We start from the raw sequence: 17627 nt of genomic DNA, 5'->3' as shown, positions 1-17627 counted from the left end.
CGCATCAAGGTGATTTCGCGCCTCGATATTTCCGAGAAACGGGTGCCGCAGGATGGGCGGATGAAACTGAAGGTGGGTCCGGATCGTGTCATTGATTTCCGGGTCAGTACCCTTCCCACCTTGTTTGGCGAAAAGATCGTGATCCGTATTCTGGACCCGAGCAGCGCCAAGCTGGGTATTGACGCTTTGGGATACGAACCGGAAGAAAAGGAACGACTTCTCGAGGCTATTGGCCGCCCATACGGGATGATTCTGGTGACGGGGCCCACGGGCTCGGGCAAGACGGTGTCCCTGTACACCTGTCTCAACCTGCTGAATAAACCCGGGGTCAATATCGCTACTGCTGAGGACCCTTCTGAAATCAACCTGCCGGGCGTCAATCAAGTCAACGTCAACGAAAAAGCTGGCTTGACTTTTGCCGTCGCCTTGAAATCCTTCCTGCGGCAAGATCCAGACATCATCATGGTGGGTGAAATCCGGGATTTGGAAACTGCTGATATTTCCATCAAAGCCGCACAGACAGGCCATTTGGTCTTGTCCACGCTGCACACCAACGACGCACCCACAACGCTGACCCGCATGCGGAACATGGGGATCGCGCCCTTCAATATTGCATCCAGCGTGATCTTGATCACTGCGCAGCGGCTGGCGCGCAGGCTCTGCCCGGTATGCAAGGTGCCTGCGGACATCCCCCACGAGGCGCTGCTGGAAGCAGGGTACAAGGACGAAGAACTCGACGGAAGCTGGGTTACCTACCGTCCCGTAGGATGCTCGGCCTGCAACAACGGCTACAAAGGCCGTGTAGGTATCTACCAAGTCATGCCCGTTTCAGAGGAGATTCAGCGCATCATCTTGCGCGACGGAAGCGCTCTGGAGATTGCCGAACAAGCCAGGGCAGAAGGTGTTCGCTCACTCCGCGAATCGGGCCTTTACAAGGCCAAACTAGGTTTCACTTCGTTGGAAGAAGTGCTTGCCGTTACCAACGAATAAAAGAGCAAAGAGGGACCAGCATGGCGACCGCAGCATCATCAAGGGATATCAAGGATTTCGTTTTCGAGTGGGAAGGCAAGGACCGCAACGGAAAGATCGTGCGCGGTGAAGTGCGCGCGGCGGGAGAAAATCAGGTACAGGCCACGCTCCGGCGCCAAGGCGTTTTCCCGACAAAAATCAAGAAACGCCGGATGCGGTCCGGCAAAAAGATCAAACCGAAAGATATCGCCTTGTTCACGCGGCAGCTTGCCACAATGATGAAGGCCGGTGTGCCCCTGCTCCAGTCGTTCGATATTGTGGGCCGCGGTAACACCAATGCCAGCGTGACCAAGCTGCTTAACGATATTCGTACCGATGTCGAAACCGGTACGTCGCTGAACGCGGCCTTCCGCAAGCACCCGATGTATTTCGACAGCCTTTACTGCAACTTGGTGGAGGCAGGTGAAGCAGCCGGTATTCTGGAGGCTCTGCTCGACCGACTGGCCACGTACATGGAAAAGACTGAGGCCATCAAGTCGAAAATCAAATCTGCCTTGATGTATCCCATTTCGGTGATCATCGTGGCATTTGTGGTGGTGACCATCATCATGATTTTCGTGATTCCGGCCTTCAAGGAGGTTTTCTCCTCGTTTGGTGCGGATCTCCCGGCGCCCACATTGTTTGTGATGGGGATCAGCGATGTATTCGTGAAATGGTGGTGGCTGATCTTTGGCGTGATTGGCGGTGGTTTCTTCTTTTTCATGCAGGCATGGAAAAGAAACGAAAAAATGCAAATGTTCATGGACCGCATCCTGCTGAAAGTGCCCATCTTTGGCGCGCTGATTGAGAAATCATGCGTCGCGCGCTGGACCCGGACCCTGGCAACCATGTTCGCAGCTGGCGTTCCGCTGGTGGAAGCCTTGGACTCGGTCGGCGGGGCATCGGGTAACTCCGTCTACCTGATGGCGACAGAAAAGATCCAGCAGGAAGTGTCGACCGGCACCAGCCTGACTGCAGCGATGGGGAATGCGAACATCTTCCCCTCCATGGTGCTTCAGATGTGCGCCATCGGCGAAGAATCCGGTTCGATCGACCACATGCTGGGGAAGGCGGCAGACTTTTATGAAGCGGAAGTGGACGAAATGGTTGCCGGCCTGTCGAGCCTGATGGAGCCCATCATCATCGTCTTCTTGGGTACGCTGATCGGCGGAATCGTGGTGTCCATGTACCTCCCCATCTTCAAACTTGGCCAAGTGGTGTGATGGGGATCGAGGTCTGGGGTAACGCAGCCTTGGCTGGCATATTTGGGCTCTTGATAGGTAGCTTTCTCAACGTCGTCATCTATCGGTTTCCCAAGATGATGGAGCTTCGCTGGGCGGCGGAGCTGCGCGAAGCGCAAGCCGAAAGCTCCGGCGGCGAAGCGGACCCGCTGCCGGTGCAGGAGCCCTTCAACCTGATGGTGCCGCGCTCACGTTGCCCCTCCTGCGGACACATGGTGCAGTGGTACGAGAACATCCCGGTCATCAGCTACCTGTTCCTGCGGGGCCGCTGCTCGGCCTGCAAGGCACGGATCTCTGTTCGGTATCCGCTGATTGAGCTGGCGACAGGCGGGCTCTTCTACTTTTGCGTCTCGCGTTGGGGGCTCACACCGACGGCGCTGGCATGGTGCGGCTTTTCTGCAGCCCTGCTGGCCCTGGCATTCATCGACTGGGACACGACGCTGCTGCCCGACGACATTACCCTGCCCCTGCTATGGGCCGGCTTGTTGGCATCGGCACTTCAATGGATCGATACGCCTTTGTTCGCATCGGTTTTCGGTGCCGCTGCAGGCTATCTTTCGCTGTGGCTGGTGTATTGGGGTTTCAAGCTGGCCACCGGCAAGGAAGGCATGGGCTATGGCGATTTCAAACTTTTTGCGGCCCTGGGCGCTTGGTTTGGATGGCAGGCGCTAGTGCCAGTCATTCTGATGTCCTCGGTGATCGGGGCAGTGATCGGTATCGCCATGAAAGTGTTCAGCAGTCTGCGGGAAGGGGGGTATGTCCCATTCGGCCCCTTTCTGGTCGGGGCAGGCTTCACGGCCATGGTGTTCGGGCCGCAGGCGATTCTGGGTGCCGTGCTGAACCTCTTGGGACTCTGAAAGATGCAGTCGCGCAAGCGGCCCCTGCGACTGGGATTGACGGGCGGCATCGGTAGCGGCAAGAGCACGGTGGGCAGCATGCTGCAAGCGCTGGGCGCAGGGATGGTGGATGCGGACCAGATTGCGCGCGAACTCACTGCCCCTCAGGGCGCTGCCATAGAAGCCATTCGAGCGGCTTTTGGCAGCCAGTTCATTGACGCCGGCGGTGCGCTGGACCGTGCGCGCATGCGCGAACTGGCGTTCACCCGCCCGGAAGCGCGGGCCCAGCTCGAGGCCATTGTTCATCCGCTGGTTACCCTGCACTGTGACCTCCAGGCCCGGAAGGGCGTGGACCAAGGCCACCCGCTGATCGTTTTCGACATTCCCTTGCTGGTGGAATCAGGCCGCTGGGCACGCAGGCTGGATGCGGTGCTGGTGGTGGACTGCTGCGCCGAGACCCAGATTGAGCGCGTCATGCGTCGTAGCGCGCTGGCTCGCGAGGTAGTGCAAGGCATCCTGGCATCGCAAGCCAGCCGCCCGGCACGCCGCGCAGTCGCAGACGCGGTCATCAACAACGACAGGGATTGCTCGCTGGAGCAGCTGCGTTCACAGGTACGGCAGTTGGCCCGGCTGTTCGGGCTATGATGCGAACGAAACCTTTTGTGCCTTCCTGCCATGCCGTGCGCAACCGGCGTCAGAATACTCCCCTGAGCCCCAGGAACCCGCCAGCGTGATCCTTTACGAATATCCCTTTAACGAGCGTCTCCGAACCTATCTGCGGCTTGAGCAGTTGTTTCGGCGCTTGGGAGAATTGATTCCCCGCGCCCACGCACTGGACCATCACTTTGCCTTGGTCACGATTTTCGAGATCATGGACGTGGCCGCCCGGGCCGACCTCAAGTCGGACGTGCTCAAGGACATCGAAAAACACAAGCACCAGCTCGACAGCTACCGCGGCAATCCCTCCATTTCCGAGGCGGCACTGGACGCCATCATTGCCCAGCTGGACCGCTGTTTCACGGCACTCAACACCCAGTCGGGCAAATCAGGCCATGCGCTCACGGAAAACGACTGGCTGATGAGCATTCGCAGCCGCGTGGGCATCCCGGGAGGAACCTGCGGGTTCGACCTGCCCGCCTACTACGCTTGGCAACACCATGCACCGGCCCTGCGCCAGCAGGCGCTCGAAGAGTGGGCATCGACGCTGGCCCCGTTGGCCGAGTCCATCTATGTGCTGCTCAAGCTGCTGCGCGACTCCGGCGTGCCGCAAAAGGTGGCGGCGGAGCGGGGCCAGTTTCAGCAGAATCTTCCGCCGGGCCGAACTTTCCAGCTGTTGCGGCTGCGAATTGACCCCGCATTGAACCTGATTCCCGAAATCAGCGGCAATCGCCTGATCGTCTCGGTACGGCTCATGCGGCTGGAAGACGATGGCCGCCTGCACGCCAGCAACGAAGACGCAGCATTCGAGCTCACCCTCTGCGCCTGAGCCGCAGGGAAGTCCGGTGGAACTGCAAGAAACTTCAGGATGACGAGCATGGACCAGCCCCCGCAGCCTGACACGTCTTCGCGCGTGGTCACCTGTCCCAGTTGCGGCGGTGACAGCATCTACAGCCCTGCCAACAAGTACCGTCCGTTCTGCAGCGAGCGCTGCAAGCAGATCGACCTCGGCGCCTGGGCCAGCGAGGACTTTCGCATGCCGGCCGAAGCACCGCCCCCAGACGAGACCTACGGGGATCCACGCCTGCAGCACTGATCTCAGCTGCCACCCCCAGTGGGATTTGGAAGAAATTGGGCCCCGGCGCTGATCAATCAAGCGCCAGCAGCTATCAATTTTGCAGCACGCCTGCAGCCCCCAAAGAGAACTCCGGCGCACACGCCAAGCCGCGCTCCTGCGCAAGCCACTGCAGCACCGGATAGGCGCCAGGCAGTACCGGAGACACCGTCAGCGGCATCTGCTGCCATGCCATGGCTTGGCCTTCGCGCATTTCGAACTCGCCCGACCATTCCCAGACCTTGCACCAATGCAGGCGCACTAGCGCGTGCGGGTAGTCGTGTTCCGTGACTTTCCAGACGCTGGCGGGGCCGATGGTCACGCCCAGCTCTTCCACCAGCTCCCGGCGCAGCGCCTGCTCCACGGTCTCACCCGCTTCGAGCTTGCCGCCGGGGAACTCCCAGTACCCAGCGTAGGGCTTGCCCGGGGGGCGCGTGGAAAGCAGCATGGCGCCATCGTCCCGCAGCAGGATACCCACGGCCACTTCGGTGTGTTTGCGTGCCTCAGTCATTCTGGACCTCCCTGGCGCCGGAAGGGGAACGCCGCGGCGCTCCAAACAGCGGGCGCCGCGCGAGGGCCGCCACTCCACCTGGCGTGGTTTCCCTTCCCGGCGATAGTCGAAGGCAGCGGCTCCGAGGAAAGCTCCTCATGCCCGCCCCGCATAGTCACGCGCAAACTGGTAAGCCACACGACCACTGCGCGAGCCGCGCTCCAGTGCCCAGACCAGCGCTTCCGGCCGCGCCGCTGCAATCGCGGCCGTGGATACCCCGAAAGAGGCCAGCCACTGGGCAACGATGGTCAGGTATTCCTCCTGACTGAAGGGATAGAAACTCACCCACATGCCAAACCGCTCCGACAGCGAAATTTTCTCCTCCACCACTTCGCCGGGATGCACTTCGCCATCTTCGGTGTGGGTGTAGGTGAGGTTCTCGGCCATGTACTCCGGCAACAGGTGGCGCCGGTTGCTGGTGGCGTAGATCAGCACATTCGGCGTGGCCGCGGCCACCGATCCATCCAGGATCGACTTGAGCGCCTTGTACCCAGGCTCGCCGTCTTCAAAGCTCAGGTCATCGCAGAAAACGACGAATTTCTCCGGCCGCTCGGCCACCACATCCACGATGTCGGGCAGGTCCACCAGGTCCGCCTTGTCCACTTCGATCAAACGCAGGCCCTGCCCCGCGTAGGCATTCAGACAGGCCTTGATGAGCGACGACTTGCCGGTGCCGCGCGCCCCTGTGAGCAGCACGTTGTTGGCGGGCCTGCCTTGCACAAACTGCTCGGTATTGCGCCGGATCTTTTCCTTTTGGCCATCGATCTCCTTGAGATCGGCCAGTTGCATCGTGCCGATGTGGCGCACAGGCTCCAGGGTGCCGTGCCCGCTGCTGCGCTTGCGGTAACGCCAGGCCACCGACGCCTTCCACTCCGGCGCTCCGAGGGGCTGGGGCAGCACGGCTTCAATGCGGGCGATCAGTTGCTCGGCACGAGCGATCAGATGGTCAAACTTTTGATTCATTTCGGGCCCTGGCGCTGATTCATCCAGCGCAAGTAGCTATCAAAACAAGAGCAATCCTACGAACGGTAGTCCGCGTTGATGGTGACGTACTCATGGCTGAAATCGCAGGTCCACACCGTGTCGGAGGCCTCGCCCCGGCCCAGCAGCACACGCACCGTGATCTCGCTTTGCTTCATCACGCGCTGGCCGTCTTCCTCGCGGTAGGCCGGGTTGCGGCCGCCCTGGATCGCCACATGCACGTCGTCCAGGTACAGGTCAATCCCGGTCTGGTCGAGGTCGCCGATGCCTGCGTAGCCCACCGCCGCGAGGATGCGGCCCAGGTTCGGATCGCTGGCATAGAACGCGGTCTTAACCAGAGGCGAGTGGGCGATGGCATAGGCCACCTTGCGGCACTCCTCGCCCGTCTTGCCACCCTCGACCTGCACGGTGATGAACTTGGTTGCACCCTCCCCATCGCGCACGATGGCCTGGGCCAGCTTTTGCGCCACCGCCAACATCGCCGCTTTGAGCGCTTGGCCCTCGGCACTGGCCAGCGAAGTGATGGGCGCATGCGTGGCCTTGTTGGTGGCCACCACCACGAAGGAATCATTGGTGGAGGTATCTCCATCGATGGTCACGCGATTGAACGAGCCATCGGCCAGTTCGCGGGCCAGCTGCTGCATCACCGCCGGTGCCACGCAGGCGTCCGTGGCCATGAATCCCAGCATGGTCGCCATGTTGGGCCGGATCATGCCCGCGCCTTTGCTGATGCCCGTGATGGACACCGTCACGCCGCCGACCTGTGCCTGGGCAGAGAAAGCCTTGGGCAGCGTATCCGTGGTCATGATGCCCTCGGCCGCGCGGGCCCAGTGACCGGGCTGCGCATCGGCAATTGCAGCGGGCAGGCCGGCTTCAATGCGGTCATTCGGCAGCGGCTCCATGATCACGCCAGTCGAGAACGGCAGGATCTGCTCGGGCGCCACACCTAGCTGACGGGCCAGCGCCACGCAGGTGGAGCGTGCGCGCGCCAGGCCATCCGCGCCAGTGCCAGCATTGGCGTTGCCGGTGTTGATCACCATGGCACGGATCGGCAGGCCTTTTTCCTGTTGGGCCAAATGCTCCCGGCTGATCTGCACGGGTGCGGCACAAAAGCGGTTTTGCGTGAACACACCGGCCACGCTGGCACCTTCATCCAGCAGGAACACGGTGAGGTCTTTGCGGTTGGCTTTGCGGACACCGGCTTCAGCCACGCCGATGCGCACACCGGCAATGGGGTGCAGATCGGAGGCATTGGGGGCGACGAGATGGACAGGCATGGAGACGAAGCCTTTCTGATGACAACTGCGGCCGATTATGCGGAAAACCGTGGCGCGCCAATGAAAACACGGGCCGTAGCCCGTGCATGGGAGATCAAGCAATCACGGCTGCGGCACGCAGCGACGGCCCGGGCCCCGCTGCGCACAGGCCGAGAGCATTCTCAAGCCAACTTGCCGTGGCACTGCTTGTACTTCTTGCCACTGCCGCAAGGGCAGGGATCGTTGCGGCCCACGCGCACGCCCTCGGGCAACGCCAGGCCACCGCCCGACGGTGCCTCTGCGGTGGTTTCCACCTCGCCAGTTTCCGTGGGCGCCGTGTAGGTCACGTTGGCGATACTTTCGCCACGGCTTTCCATTTCCTGGGCCGCCTGGTCCAGCTGCGCCTGCGACTGCACCTGCACGGTCATGAGGATCTTCGTGACCTCGTTCTTGACCTGATCGATCAGTTGGCGGAACAGCTCGAACGCCTCGCGCTTGTATTCCTGCTTGGGCTGCTTCTGCGCATAGCCGCGCAGGTGGATGCCCTGGCGCAGGTAATCCAGCGCGGAGAGGTGGTCGCGCCAGTTGGAGTCGAAGCTCTGCAGCAACACCATGCGCTCGAACTGTGTGAAATTCTCGCGGCCCACTTGCGCCACCTTGGCGTCGAAGGACGCATGGGCTGCGGCGAGCACTTTTTCCAGGATTTCGTCGTCGGTGATGGCGCTGGAACCCTGCACCAGCTGCTGCAGGGCAATCGACACCTGCCACTCGTCCGCCAGCACTTTTTCCAGCGTGGCCAGGTCCCATTGCTCTTCTACGGATTCGGCAGGCACGTACTGGCGCACGAGATCGGTCATGCAGTCTTCGCGCATGGCAGCGATCACGTCAGACAGGTCGGCGGCGTCCAGGATGTCGTTGCGCTGCTGGTAGATCACCTTGCGCTGATCGTTGGACACGTCGTCGTATTCGAGCAGCTGCTTGCGAATGTCGAAGTTTCGGGCTTCGACCTTGCGCTGGGCGGACTCGATGCTGCGCGTGACAATGCCGGCTTCGATGGCTTCGCCGTCGGGCATCTTCAGGCGATCCATGATGGCCTTGACGCGATCGCCCGCGAAGATGCGCATCAGCGAATCATCAAGACTCAGGTAGAAGCGCGACGAGCCGGGGTCGCCCTGGCGGCCCGAGCGGCCGCGCAGTTGGTTGTCGATGCGGCGGGACTCGTGCCGCTCGGTGGCGATGATGCGCAGGCCACCCAGCGCCTTGACCTTCTCGTGATCTGCCTTCCACTGCTCGCGAAGCGCAGCGACCTTGGCGGTGCGCTCGGATTCCGACAGGGACTCATCCGCCTCGATGGCTGCCACATCCTTCTCGATGTTGCCACCCAGCACGATGTCAGTCCCCCGACCCGCCATGTTGGTGGCGATGGTGATCATGCCTTCGCGGCCCGCCTGCGCCACGATATCGGCCTCGCGGGCGTGCTGCTTGGCGTTGAGCACTTGGTGCGGCAGGCCTTCCTTGTTCAGGAGCTGGTCGATGATTTCGGAGTTCTCGATCGACGTGGTACCCACCAGCACGGGCTGGCCGCGCTCGTGGCATTCACGGATGTCCTTGATCGCGGCTTCGTACTTCTCGCGCGTGGTCTTGTACACGCGATCGAGCTGGTCGTCGCGCTTGCTCGGGCGATTCGGCGGAATCACCACGGTCTCGAGGCCGTAAATTTCCTGGAATTCGTAGGCTTCGGTATCGGCCGTGCCGGTCATGCCAGCAAGCTTGCTGTACAGGCGGAAGTAGTTCTGGAAGGTGATGGAGGCGAGTGTCTGGTTCTCTGCCTGGATGTTCACGCCTTCCTTGGCTTCCACGGCCTGGTGCAGGCCTTCGCTCCAGCGGCGGCCCGACATCAGGCGGCCGGTGAACTCGTCCACGATCACGATCTCGCCGTTTTGCACCACATAGTGCTGGTCGCGGTGGTAGAGGTGGTTGGCACGCAGCGCCGCATACAGGTGGTGCATCAGCGTGATGTTGGCCGGGTCGTACACCGAGGCCCCTTCGGCAATCAGCCCCTGGCTGGCCAGGATGCGCTCGGCGCTTTCATGGCCCTGTTCGGTCAGGAAGACCTGGTGCGTCTTCTCGTCGACAGTGAAGTCGCCGGGCTTGGTGACGCCCTCGCCCGTGCGCGGGTCAGCTTCACCTTCCTGGCGAACCAGCAGCGGCACGACCTTGTTCATCGCGATGTACATCGCCGTGTGGTCCTCGGCCTGGCCGCTGATGATCAGGGGCGTACGCGCCTCGTCGATCAGGATGGAGTCCACTTCGTCCACGATGGCGTAGTTCAGCCCTTGCTGCACACGGTCTCCAGCCTCGTAGACCATGTTGTCGCGCAGGTAATCGAAGCCGTATTCGTTGTTCGTGCCGTACGTGATGTCGGCGCGATAGGCTTCCTGCTTTTGCTCGCGGGGCATGTTGGGCAGGTTGATACCCACAGTAAGGCCCAGGAAGTTGTACAGCCGGCCCATCCACTGTGCATCGCGGTTGGCCAGGTAGTCGTTCACGGTCACCACGTGTACGCCCTTGCCCGACAGCGCATTGAGGTACACCGGCAGCGTGGCGGTGAGGGTCTTGCCCTCGCCCGTGCGCATTTCGGAGATCTTGCCGTAGTGAAGGGCCATGCCGCCCAGCAGCTGCACGTCGAAGTGGCGCATCTTCATGATGCGCTTGGAGCCTTCTCGGACCACGGCAAACGCCTCTGGAAGGATGCTGTCCAGCGACTCCCCCTTGGCTACACGCTCCTTGAACTCCTGCGTCTTGGCCTGGAGCTGCTCGTCCGACAGCTTCTCGTACTCCGGCTCCATCGCATTGATGCGGGACACCGTCTTGCGGTACTGCTTGAGGAGCCGGTCGTTGCGGCTGCCGAATAGTTTGGTGAGGAAGTTGGTGGCCATGCGAACTGGATCGCTCGCCGCTGCAACCAGCGCGCCGAGCGACCGAAATCCCTAAGATGAATTGAGTTCAGGTGGGGCTCACCGCCACGGATTGCAAGCGCTGCAACCCTGCGCAGTGAACGCCGGACCCGCGATTTTACCTGCCCGCTGTGGGCGGAGCCGGCTGGCCCGGCGAAGCGCGAGGCTGGATGGAAGCGACTTGCGGCCCGGGTGCCGATGAAGGGGCGGAACCACCCGCACTCAGAAACTTCTGCGGATCCTGGAAGACCCCCTGAACCAGAACTTCAAAGTGCAGATGCGGCCCGGTCGAACGCCCGGTCGTGCCCACTTCCGCAATCTTCTGCCCGCGCTTGACGATATCGCCCTGCTCGACCAAGGTGCGCGACGCGTGCGCATAGCGCGTGACCAGTTGATTGCCATGGTCCACCTCGATCATGTTGCCGTAGGCGGGATGGTATTCCTGTGTCACCACCACACCGCCAGCCGCCGCGAGGATGGGCGTGCCAGTATCGGCCTGGAAATCGAGGCCGGTGTGGAGGGCTGATTGCCCGGTGATCGGGTCCACCCGCCAACCGAAGGCCGAACCCGGCGCGCGGCCGGTCACCGGCGCATGCGTGGGAATCATCTTCTTGCGGATGTGCTGGTCGAACAGGCGCGACTCGAGCACCGTCATCAGATCCACGCGCTGGTTGGTCAGGCGCTCGAGCTCATCGAGGGTGGACTGCAGCTCCTCCATGGACAGGTCGCGCGCGCTGACCAGCACGCCACCGCGCGCATCGGCCTTCTGGATGTCCGAGGGGGCCATGCCGGCCAGGCCCATGACCCGGTCGCCCAGCGATTCCAGCTGCACCATGCGCGCCTGCATTTCGCCCACGCGGCGGGCCATGGCGTCCAGATTGGCCCGCATGAATCGGTCACGTTCGGCAAACTCATCCTTGACGACCAATCGCACCAGGGAGCCGACGATGGGCCAGCCTTCACGCGCGCCCTTGAGAAACACCCAGTGGTACAACGTAGCGGCCACCAGCATCAAGCAGAGCGACAGCCCCAACCCCGCGAGAACCAACCGTGTGCCAGACAGATGAATGGCCCGGCTGCGCGCCAGCCAGGCGTCCGTGATAATCAAATGCACTAGAAATTCCCCACGCCCAAAGACGCACGCCATGAACCGCCGCCACTACGCCGTCACCCTGCAGCAAGCCAGCGAGGAATCTCCCACACTGGCCAAGCTCGCTGCGCTGACACGCGATTCCAGCGATCGGCTCAAGGCCATTGAAATGCTGATCCCCTCCGCATTGCGCCCATCCGTACAGGCTGGTCCCATCGATGGAGACTCCTGGTGCCTGCTGGTCAAGAGCAATGCCGCTGCGGCAAAAATACGTCAGTTGCTGCCTGCGTTGCAGGCCCACTTGCGCAGTCGGGGGTGGGAGGTTAACGCGATTCGCCTGAAAGTACAAACCTGACGATCAATGCCAGGCGCGGCGAATGCGGAAGGGAGAAGAAAGAAAGGGACACCTGTGGTGCCGGTTGTCGGAATCGAACTGACGACCTACCGCTTACAAGGCGGGTGCTCTACCAACTGAGCTAAACCGGCGAAGACTGCATTTTATCGTGGAAAAGCCAGCCTTCAGAAAAAGCAGCGATCCTATTTGACGCGCTTGAGCGAGGGGCGTGCACCGCCCCCCACCGGCGGCGGACGCGGCGCGTCCCCACCGTCGCCATCCTTCTTTCCCTCGTCGGTCGCGACGAGTTGCACCACCCGCTCGTCCGCGACAGACGCAGCACCAGGCATGGCGGATGCAGCTGAAGATGGCAGCGAATCACCCAACACCGGCGCCATCGCACCTGCCGAGGCGGCCCCTGCAGGTGCCGTCAGCACATCCGTGGGCGGCGGAAACGCCATGCCTTGGCCGTTCTCACGGGCATAGATTGCGATGACGCGCCCGACGGGCACCAGGATCTCACGTGGCTTGCCTCCAAACCGGGCCTTGAACTCGATGAAATCATTACCCAGCTGCAGCGCGCTGGTCGCGTCAAAGCTGATGTTCAGGACAATTTCCCCATCCTTCACGTACTCGCGCGGCACCTGAACCGACTCGTCCACACGCACCGCGACATACGGTGTGAAGCCGTTGTCGGTGCACCATTCGTACAGCGCACGAATGAGATAAGGTCGCGTGGAGGTGGGTTCCGGTGCGGTCATGAGGGCAAAGGCATCTGTGCCGAGAATGAGGAGACAGCGAAGGCCGCAGATTACTTGCGCATAACCTTTTCGGACGGGGTCAACGCTTCGATGTAGGCAGGACGCGAGAAGATGCGCTCTGCGTACTTAAGCAGCGGTGCCGCATTCTTGGACAGGTCGATGCCATAGTAGTCCAGGCGCCACAGCAGCGGAGCAATGGCCACGTCGAGCATCGAGAAGTTGTCGCCCAGCATGTACTTGTTCTTGAGGAACACGGGCGCCAGCTGCGTCAGGCGGTCGCGGATGTGGGCGCGGGCTTTCTCCAGGGCTTTTTCATTGCCCTTGGTGGCACGCGATTCAAGGATGTTCACGTGCACGAACAGTTCCTTCTCGAAGTTGAGCAGGAACAGGCGCACGCGGGCACGGTCCACTGGGTCGCCGGGCATCAGCTGCGGATGGGGGAAGCGCTCGTCGATGTACTCGTTGATGATGTTCGACTCGTACAGGATCAGGTCGCGTTCGACCAGGATCGGTACCTGGCCGTAAGGGTTCATCACACTGATATCTTCGGGCTTGTTGTACAGGTCCACATCGCGGATTTCAAAATCCATGCCCTTTTCGAACAGGACAAAACGGCAGCGGTGGGAGAAGGGACAGGTCGTACCCGAATAAAGCACCATCATGGTGGAGGCTCCTAAAAATCAAAAGAGTGGGACGCCAAAAGCGCCCACTCTGCAAAAAACCCAATCGCACCCCGAGGGGTGCTGCGATGGATACGGAAGATCGCGGCTTACTTCACGTCCTTCCAGAAGGCTGCGTTCAGCCTCCAGGCAATCACGGTGAACACACCGAGGAAGATCAGCACCCACACGCCCACGCGGCGGCGCGTGTTCTGCGCAGGCTCGCCCATCCATTGCATGTAGTTCACCAGGTCGCCAACGGTCTGATCGAACTGCAGCGGCGTCATGGTACCGGGCTTCACTTGTTCCCAGCCCTTGAAGACCTGGGTCTTGTGCCCGTGGCTTTCGTGCTCTTCAAACACCGGGCGGCGTTCACCCTGCAGTTCCCACAGCACGTGGGGCATGCCCACGTTGGGGAACACGAGATTGTTCCAGCCCGTGGGCTTGGTTTCGTCGCGGTAGTAAGTGCGCAGATACGTGTAGAGGTAGTCGGCGCCCGAACCTGCAGAGCTCGCGCGAGACCGTGCGATCACTGTCAGGTCCGGCGGGTTGGCGCCAAACCAAGCCTTTGCCTGCTTGGGATCAATGGCCGCCTTCATGGTCTCGCCCACTTTTTCCGTGGTGAAGAGAAGGTTGTCCTTGATCTGCTGGTCGGTCAGGCCGATGTCCTTCAAGCGGTTGAACCGCATGAACGCAGCAGAGTGACAGTTCAGGCAGTAGTTGACAAAGATCTTGGCGCCGTTTTGCAGCGAAGCGAGATCGTTGGTCTTGACCGGCGCCTTGTCCAGCGCCATACCACCGCCCGCAGCAAACGCGGACCCTGCGGCCAGCCCGAGGGCAGCCACCAGCGTGAGGATGATTTTCTTCATTGTTGTTATCTCCTGGGGCTCAGTGCGCCACATAGGTCACACGGTCCGGCACCGCCTTGGGCTCGCCAATGCGGCTCCACCACGGCATCAGCAGGAAGAAGCCGAAGTAAAACAGCGTACCTGCTTGCGACACCCGCTCGCCGATGGGCGATGGCGGCTGAACACCCAGGTAGCCCAGGATCAGGAAGATGACGACAAATACCGCATACAGGTACTTGTGCCAGGTCGGGCGGTAGCGGATCGACTTCACGGGGCTGTGGTCCAGCCAGGGGAGGAAGAAGAGGATGATCACGGCACCGCCCATGGTCACCACACCCCAGAACTTGGCATCAATGGCGAGCATCAGGACCACGGCCACCGCGGCCGCCACAGCAATGCCGACCTTGACGAAGCTGGGCAGCTTGGCCTTGAACACGCCAAACGCCGCGCCAGCCAGCACGCAGAGCACCAGCACGTACATCATCTCGGAAGTGATGGCACGCAGCATCGAATAGAAGGGCGTGAAGTACCAGACGGGTGCGATGTGCAGCGGGGTGACCAGCGGGTCTGCCGGGATGAAGTTGTTGTACTCGAGGAAGTAGCCGCCAAACTCGGGGGCAAAGAACACCACCGCAGAGAAGGCCAGCAGGAACATGCTCAGTGCAAAGATGTCGTGCACCGTGTAGTAGGGATGGAAGGGCACGCCATCCAGGGGCTTGCCGTTGGCATCCTTGGGCGCCTGGGGCCCCTTGATTTCCACGCCGTCGGGGTTGTTGGAACCCACATCATGCAGCGCCAGCAAGTGCGCCACCACCAGGCCCAGCAGCACCAGCGGCACGGCGATCACGTGGAAGCTGAAGAAGCGGTTCAAGGTTGCATCGCCCACCACGAAGTCGCCACGGATCAGCAAGGCCAGGTCGGGACCGATGAAGGGGATGGCAGCAAACAGGTTCACGATCACCTGGGCGCCCCAGTACGACATCTGGCCCCAGGGCAGCAGGTAGCCCATGAAGGCCTCTGCCATGAGGCACAGGAAGATGGCGCAACCGAAGATCCAGACCAGCTCGCGCGGTTTGCGGTAGCTGCCGTAGATGAGGCCGCGGAACATGTGCAGATAGACCACCACAAAGAAAGCCGAGGCCCCCGTGGAGTGCATGTAGCGGATCAGCCAGCCCCAGGGTACATCGCGCATGATGTACTCGACCGAAGCGAACGCCAGGTTGGCATCGGGCTTGTAGTGCATGACCAGGAAAATGCCGGTCACGATCTGGATCACGAGCACCACCAGCGCCAGGGAGCCGAAGATGTACCAGAAGTTGAAGTTCTTCGGAGCGTAGTACTCCGACATGTGGACCTTGTAGGCGTCAAAAGCGGTCGGGAACCGGTTCTCGAACCAGTTGGTGACCTTGGCACCCATCGGCGCGTTCGGAGAAATTTCCTTGAATTCAGCCATATCGATGTCCCTCAGGCCTTCTTGTCTTCGCCGATCAACAGCACGGTGTCGGACAGGTACATGTGCGGCGGCACCTCCAGGTTGTCGGGCGCCGGCTTGTTCTTGAACACACGGCCGGCCACGTCGAAGGTGGAGCCATGGCATGCACACAGGAAACCGCCGTGCCAGTCATCCGGCAGCGAAGGCTGCGGGCCTGTCTGGAACTTGTCGCCGGGCGAGCAGCCCAGGTGCGTACAGATGCCCACGCCCACAAACACTTCCGGCTTGATGGAGCGGTGCTGGTTCTTGGCGTACTCGGGGGTGGGGTAGGTCTTGCGGTCCGACTTGGGGTCGGCCAGCTGGGGTTCGGTCTGTGCGAGCGATTCGAGCTGCTGGGGCGTGCGCTTGAGGATCCACACGGGCTTGCCGCGCCACTCGACGGTCAGCTTCTCGCCGGGCTGCAGGGTGGAAATATCCACCTCCACAGCGGCGCCAGCTGCTCTGGCTTTTTCCGAAGGCTGGAAACTGCTGACGAACGGCACGGCTACGGCCACTCCGCCAGCGGCACCGGCACATCCGGACGCAATCAGCCACGTCCTTTTACTGGTGTCGACTGGTGTGTCACTCATGGGGATCCTCGGTAAACATCGCTATTGTTGGGTCAACCGCGAATTGTAGCGGAGTGAAAATGGGTATTCGATAGCGCGCGAGCGGCTTGACAGGGCTCTGCGCCGGGCAATACTCACGCTGGTGAATCACTCAAGGAGCAAGGCATGGGGATGATGAAGGAGTTCAGGGAATTTGCGATCAAGGGCAACGTGATCGACCTCGCCGTGGGCGTGATCATTGGCGGGGCATTCGGAAAAATCGTGGACTCCGTGGTGTCCGACCTGATCATGCCGGTGGTGGGTCTGGTGTTTGGAAAGCTCGATTTTTCCAATCTCTTCGTGGTGCTGGGCTCCGTGCCGCCAGGAACGGCCATGACACTGGATGCGCTCAAGAAGGCGGGCGTGCCCGTGTTTGCCTATGGCAATTTTCTGACCGTGGCCGTTAATTTCCTGATTCTGGCGTTCATCATTTTCGTGATGATCAAGCAGATCAACCGCCTCAAGCGCGAGGCCCCCGAGCCCGCACCAGCGGCACCTGCAGCGCCGCCGGAAGATATTGTTTTGTTGCGCGAAATCAGGGATAGCTTGAAAAAATAACCCCGCGAAGGCGTCGCCTCCGCACAGCACGCGCGACGCGTGGCGGATGGCCAAGACGGGCGGCGTGGCCGCGACTGGGTCAGCCCTGCGGCTCCAGGCTGAGGGCCCGGGCCATGCGCACCGCCTCAACCAGGCTCGCAGCATCGGCCACCCCCTGTCCAGCGATGTCGAACGCGGTGCCGTGGTCAGGGCTGGTGCGCACCAAGGGCAGGCCCAGCGTCACATTCACCCCCTTGTCCACGCCGAGGTACTTCACAGGGATGAGTCCCTGATCGTGGTACATGGCGATCACCACATCGAACTCCCCAGGGCGCTCTGGCGTGCTGCGCGCGCGCATGAACACCGTATCGGGCGCGAAGGGGCCGTGCACATTCAGGCCCTGCGCGCGCGCGGCGGCGATGGCGGGCGCAATCACCTCGACCTCCTCGCTACCAAACAACCCGCCCTCCCCCGCATGGGGATTGAGCCCTGCCACCGCTATGCGCGGCGCCCGCCCCAGACTGCGCAGCAAGGCTGCGTGCGTGATCTGCAGTGTCTGCTGGACGTTGTCCACCGTCACGGCGGCAATGGCGTCGCGCAGCGAAACGTGAATGCTGACCAGCACGGTGCGCAGTTCGTCGCTGGCCAGCATCATGCGCACCGGCATCTGCGCCAGGGCCACTCCGCGGTGTGCAGCCGCCTCGGCCTGCAGCAGCTCG

Annotated in this window: 19 protein-coding genes and 1 tRNA gene; 8 read left to right on the top strand and 12 right to left on the bottom strand. The window is 61.7% G+C overall.

The genetic code is table 11. The features are described 5' to 3' along the window. From MRY84_RS13730 to MRY84_RS13705, 6 genes are all read left to right on the top strand, one after another. The coding region (locus MRY84_RS13730; RefSeq protein ID WP_291506274.1) for an ATPase, T2SS/T4P/T4SS family at positions 1–990 on the top strand (990 nt) is incomplete at its 5' end. Between the two features lie 20 nt (positions 991–1010). Beyond that, positions 1011–2231 (top strand): type II secretion system F family protein, encoded by a 1221-nt coding sequence (locus tag MRY84_RS13725; RefSeq protein WP_291506273.1) that lies wholly within the window; start codon positions 1011–1013, stop codon positions 2229–2231. Beyond that, positions 2231–3106 (top strand): A24 family peptidase, encoded by an 876-nt coding sequence (locus MRY84_RS13720; RefSeq protein WP_291506272.1) that lies wholly within the window; start codon positions 2231–2233, stop codon positions 3104–3106. The genes MRY84_RS13725 and MRY84_RS13720 overlap by 1 nt, the downstream gene beginning before the upstream one ends. Positions 3107–3109: 3 nt before the next feature. Further along, on the top strand, positions 3110–3730 hold the full coding sequence (coaE, locus tag MRY84_RS13715; protein ID WP_291506271.1) for a dephospho-CoA kinase: 621 nt from the start codon (positions 3110–3112) through the stop codon (positions 3728–3730). Between the two features lie 85 nt (positions 3731–3815). Continuing rightward, positions 3816–4571 (top strand): cell division protein ZapD, encoded by a 756-nt coding sequence (gene zapD, locus MRY84_RS13710; RefSeq protein WP_291506270.1) that lies wholly within the window; start codon positions 3816–3818, stop codon positions 4569–4571. A gap of 48 nt (positions 4572–4619) precedes the next feature. Then, on the top strand, positions 4620–4838 hold the full coding sequence (locus MRY84_RS13705) for a DNA gyrase inhibitor YacG (protein ID WP_291506269.1): 219 nt from the start codon (positions 4620–4622) through the stop codon (positions 4836–4838). 73 nt (positions 4839–4911) lie between these two features. On the opposite strand, the gene MRY84_RS13700 is transcribed toward MRY84_RS13705, so the two are convergent. From MRY84_RS13700 to MRY84_RS13680, 5 genes are all read right to left on the bottom strand, one after another. Continuing rightward, positions 4912–5367, bottom strand: coding sequence for an NUDIX domain-containing protein (locus MRY84_RS13700; RefSeq protein ID WP_291506268.1), 456 nt, complete (start codon positions 5365–5367; stop codon positions 4912–4914). Between the two features lie 135 nt (positions 5368–5502). Further along, complete coding sequence (locus MRY84_RS13695; protein ID WP_291506267.1) at positions 5503–6369, bottom strand: ATP-binding protein; 867 nt, start codon at positions 6367–6369, stop codon at positions 5503–5505. Positions 6370–6425: 56 nt separating this feature from the next. Further along, the gene (argJ, locus tag MRY84_RS13690) at positions 6426–7664 is read right to left on the bottom strand and encodes a bifunctional glutamate N-acetyltransferase/amino-acid acetyltransferase ArgJ (RefSeq protein ID WP_291506266.1); all 1239 of its coding nucleotides are present in this window, start codon (positions 7662–7664) and stop codon (positions 6426–6428) included. Between the two features lie 161 nt (positions 7665–7825). Continuing rightward, a complete protein-coding gene (gene secA / locus MRY84_RS13685; protein ID WP_291506265.1) occupies positions 7826–10582 on the bottom strand; it encodes a preprotein translocase subunit SecA in 2757 nt (918 codons plus the stop codon). Between the two features lie 136 nt (positions 10583–10718). Continuing rightward, entirely contained in the window at positions 10719–11714 is a 996-nt protein-coding gene (locus MRY84_RS13680; RefSeq protein WP_291506264.1) for a M23 family metallopeptidase, read from the bottom strand. A 31-nt stretch (positions 11715–11745) separates the two neighbouring features. On the opposite strand from MRY84_RS13680, the gene MRY84_RS13675 reads away from it, so the two are divergent. Next, on the top strand, positions 11746–12045 hold the full coding sequence (locus MRY84_RS13675) for a hypothetical protein (RefSeq protein ID WP_291506263.1): 300 nt from the start codon (positions 11746–11748) through the stop codon (positions 12043–12045). Between the two features lie 55 nt (positions 12046–12100). On the opposite strand, the gene MRY84_RS13670 is transcribed toward MRY84_RS13675, so the two are convergent. From MRY84_RS13670 to petA, 6 genes are all read right to left on the bottom strand, one after another. Next, positions 12101–12176 (bottom strand) — tRNA-Thr (locus MRY84_RS13670). 51 nt (positions 12177–12227) lie between these two features. After that, positions 12228–12785: a ClpXP protease specificity-enhancing factor gene (locus MRY84_RS13665; protein ID WP_291506262.1), complete on the bottom strand. Its 558-nt coding sequence runs from the start codon at positions 12783–12785 to the stop codon at positions 12228–12230. Positions 12786–12835: 50 nt separating this feature from the next. Then, positions 12836–13447, bottom strand: coding sequence for a glutathione S-transferase N-terminal domain-containing protein (locus tag MRY84_RS13660; RefSeq protein ID WP_007854512.1), 612 nt, complete (start codon positions 13445–13447; stop codon positions 12836–12838). Positions 13448–13554: 107 nt separating this feature from the next. After that, positions 13555–14313, bottom strand: coding sequence for a cytochrome c1 (locus MRY84_RS13655; protein WP_291506261.1), 759 nt, complete (start codon positions 14311–14313; stop codon positions 13555–13557). A gap of 19 nt (positions 14314–14332) precedes the next feature. Further along, positions 14333–15745, bottom strand: coding sequence for a cytochrome bc complex cytochrome b subunit (locus MRY84_RS13650; protein WP_291506260.1), 1413 nt, complete (start codon positions 15743–15745; stop codon positions 14333–14335). Between the two features lie 11 nt (positions 15746–15756). Continuing rightward, on the bottom strand, positions 15757–16353 hold the full coding sequence (gene petA, locus MRY84_RS13645; RefSeq protein ID WP_142148162.1) for a ubiquinol-cytochrome c reductase iron-sulfur subunit: 597 nt from the start codon (positions 16351–16353) through the stop codon (positions 15757–15759). 144 nt (positions 16354–16497) lie between these two features. Here petA and mscL point away from each other — a divergent pair, with 144 nt between their 5' ends. Further along, positions 16498–16929, top strand: coding sequence for a large conductance mechanosensitive channel protein MscL (gene mscL, locus MRY84_RS13640; RefSeq protein WP_291506259.1), 432 nt, complete (start codon positions 16498–16500; stop codon positions 16927–16929). 79 nt (positions 16930–17008) lie between these two features. On the opposite strand, the gene MRY84_RS13635 is transcribed toward mscL, so the two are convergent. Next, on the bottom strand, positions 17009–17627 hold a 619-nt coding region (locus tag MRY84_RS13635), incomplete at its 5' end, for a 4-hydroxythreonine-4-phosphate dehydrogenase PdxA (protein WP_291506258.1).

It is taken from the genome of Acidovorax sp. (assembly GCF_022763525.1).
Taxonomy (GTDB): Bacteria; Pseudomonadota; Gammaproteobacteria; order Burkholderiales; family Burkholderiaceae_C; genus Acidovorax.
This window is presented reverse-complemented; position numbering and strand designations above follow the sequence as displayed.